The following is a 3,201-nucleotide window of genomic DNA, read 5'->3' as shown; positions in this document are numbered from 1 at the left end:
GACGGCGCGGCCGCGGGCGACGGTTCCGGAGCCGCCGGCACAGGGTCGGACGCGGACGCGTGGGACTCCGCCCTGCGCTCGGACCCCCGCCTGCGCGCGCGGTTGTTCGGCCTGCTGGGGTCGTCGAGCGCGCTGGGGGACCACCTCGTCGCCGAGCCGACCCGCTGGACTCTCCTGCGCGCCGATCTGCCCTCGCCGCAGGAGGTCGCGGCGGCCATGCTCGGTGCGGTCGAGGCCGTGCCCGAGGACCCGGTGGAGGGTGCGCCCGAGCCGACCCAACGCGACGACCTGTGCGCGGCGGGGACCTACCGCGCCGGGATCACCGGCGGCGCGGCCGTGAAGGTGCTGCGCACGGCGTACCGTGACCAGGTGGCGCTGCTGGCCGCCCACGACGTGGCGGCGGCGGTGGAGGACGAGGAGCCCCGGCTGCCGTTCGCCGAGGTGGGGCGGCGCCTGTCCGACCTCGCTGACGCGGCCCTGACAGCGGCACTCGCCGTGGCCGTCGCCACCGTCTACCCGGACGGGCCGATGCCGTCGCGTCTGGGTGTGGTCGCGATGGGCAAGGGCGGCGCGCGGGAGCTCAACTACATCTCCGACGTCGACGTGATCTTCGTGGCGGAGCCCGCCGACGCCAAGACCGGCCGCGTGGCGGGGGAGATGATGCGCATCGGGTCGATGGCGTTCTTCGAGGTGGACGCCGCCCTGCGTCCCGAGGGCAAGTCCGGCGAACTGGTGCGCACGGTCGACTCGCACGCGGCCTACTACAGGCGTTGGGCCAAGACCTGGGAGTTCCAGGCGCTCCTCAAGGCCCGCCCCATGACCGGTGACATGGCGCTGGCCACCGAGTACCACGACATCGTCCACCCCATGGTGTGGACCGCCGCCGAGCGCGACGACTTCGTCCACGACGTCCAGGCGATGCGCCGCAGGGTCGAGGAGAACGTGCCCGAGGCGCTGCGGGAGCGCGAGCTCAAGCTGGGCCGCGGGGGACTGCGCGACGTGGAGTTCGCGGTCCAGTTGCTGCAGATGGTCCACGGCCGCACGGACGAGGACCTACGCGTGACCAGCACTGTCGACGCGCTGGCCGCACTGCGGGACGGCGGCTACATCGCGCGCGAGGACGGCGCCGAGCTGGTCGCGGCGTACGAGTTCCTGCGCCTGCTCGAGCACCGCCTGCAACTCCAGCGGTACAAGCGCACCCACCTGCTCCCGGAGGACGACGACGAGGAGGCGTACCGCTGGCTGGCCCGCGCGGCGCACATCCGGCCGAACGGGCCGAACGACGCCTCCCAGGTGCTGCGGCAGAGCCTGCGTCAGCTGCGCCGCCGGGTGCGCCGCCTGCACTCGAAGCTGTTCTACCGTCCGCTGCTCGACTCGATCGCGTCCTATGACGCCGAGGCGCTCTCGCTCAGCCCTCAGGCGATGGAGCGACAGCTGGCCGCGCTCGGGTTCGCCGCCCCGCGCAACGCGCTCGGGCACCTGCGGGCGCTCGCGGGGCAGAGCAGCCGCCGGGGCCGGATCCAGGCGCTGCTGCTGCCGACCTTCATGGAGTGGCTGGCCGACACGCCGGACCCGGACGCGGGGCTGCTGGCCTACCGCCGGCTGTGTGAGGAGAACGAGGAGGTCACCTGGTTCCTGCGCACGCTGCGGGACGACAGCATCGTGGCCCGCCGCCTCGTCCGGGTGCTGGGCACGTCGGCGTTCGTCGCGGGATTGCTCATGCGGAACCCGGAGGTCATCCCCGACCTCACCGACGGCGCGGAGGGGCCCCTGCTGGTCGCGTCCAAGGTCTCGGACATCGCCTCGGCACTCACGGCGTCCGCGGCCCGGCACCCGACGCCGGAGCGGGTGATCGCCGCCGCCCGGTCGGTGCGGCGCGCGGAGCTGGCGCGGATCGGCGCCGCCGACGTGCTGGGCATGATCTCCGTGCCCGACGTCGGAAGGCGCCTGACGGCCGTGTGGCGTGCGGTGCTCGAGGCGGCACTCGCCGCCGTGGTGCGCGACATGATGCCCACCGGCGGCCGCGCGCCGGCCCGGATCGCCTACATCGGGATGGGCAGACTCGGCGGGGACGAGTTGTCCTACGGCTCGGACGCGGACGTGATGATCGTGTGCGAGCCCACCGACGGTACGGGTGAGGACGAGGCGGTCCGGTGGGCCACGCAGGTGGCCGAACGGGTGGGCAGGCTGCTGTCCTCGCCGTCGTCGGACCCCCCGCTCGACCTGGACGCCGACCTGCGCCCGGAGGGGCGCAACGGCCCCCTCGTTCGGTCCCTGGCCTCCTACCGCGCCTACTACTCCACCTGGGCCGATACCTGGGAGCTGCAGGCGCTCCTGCGGGCGTCGTTCGCCGCCGGCGACCGCGACCTCGGCCTGGATTTCCTCCACATGATCGACGTGTTCCGGTACCCGGAGGACGGCGTGCCGCCCAAGGTCGTCCAGGAGATCCGCCGGATGAAGGCACGGATCGACTCCGAGCGCCTGCCGCGGGGCGCGGACCCCGCCACGCACACCAAGCTCGGACGCGGAGGCCTGGCGGATGTCGAGTGGTGCGCGCAGCTGCTCACCATGCAGCACGCCGCCCGCGTTCCCGGACTTCACACCACCTCCACCCTCGAGGCGCTGCAGGCCGCCGCCTCCGCGGAGCTGCTGTCCGAGGGCGAACGCGACGCCCTGGTGCAGTCGTGGCTCATGGCCGGACACGCCCGCAACGCGCTGGTCCTCGCGCGCGGCAAGGCGGTCGACCAGCTGCCGGGCCAGGGCAAGATCCTTGCGGCGGTGGCGATGATCTGCACGGGTCGGGCTGACGGCGCGGAGTTCCTCAACGAGTACCTGCGCGTGACCCGGCACGGCCGCCGCGCGGTCGACCGCGTGTTCTGGGGCGAGGACTGACGCCCCGTCGTCCGGGCGCGGGTCCGGGCGGGGGTCGGGGTGCGGATGGGGGTCGTCCCCGATGTGCCCGGGGCCCGCGCGCCGATAACCTGGGCGCATGCCTGTCACCATGAACCTCACCCTCACCCTCGACGGCGTGACGTACGGGGAGCTGTACGAGTTCGTCGACGCCGTGCGCGCGGCCGGCGTCCCGGCCGACGAGCGGGTCCGCTGCATCGGCTCCGACGACAAGGGCGACCGCTTCGAGGTGGAGCTCGGCCCGGATCGTCGCCGCCCCGGCGCGGCCCGCGCGGCCTCCGGCGCCCTGGT

General features: G+C 73.9%; 1 protein-coding gene and 1 pseudogene. Both read left to right on the top strand.

Going from position 1 to position 3,201, the window contains the following annotated elements:
* Positions 1 to 2,892: bifunctional [glutamine synthetase] adenylyltransferase/[glutamine synthetase]-adenylyl-L-tyrosine phosphorylase (locus HMPREF3086_RS01885; protein WP_070719882.1), on the top strand; the 2,892-nt coding region annotated here is incomplete at its 5' end.
* A 97-nt stretch (positions 2,893 to 2,989) separates the two neighbouring features.
* Positions 2,990 to 3,201, top strand: a pseudogene (locus HMPREF3086_RS01880) (hypothetical protein); the annotation flags it as partial.

The sequence above is a fragment of the Dietzia sp. HMSC21D01 genome, assembly GCF_001815995.1.
Classification (GTDB): Bacteria; Actinomycetota; Actinomycetes; order Mycobacteriales; family Mycobacteriaceae; genus Dietzia; species Dietzia cinnamea.
Note: the sequence above shows the minus strand (reverse complement) of the source record. Positions and strands in the feature narration are given on the sequence as shown.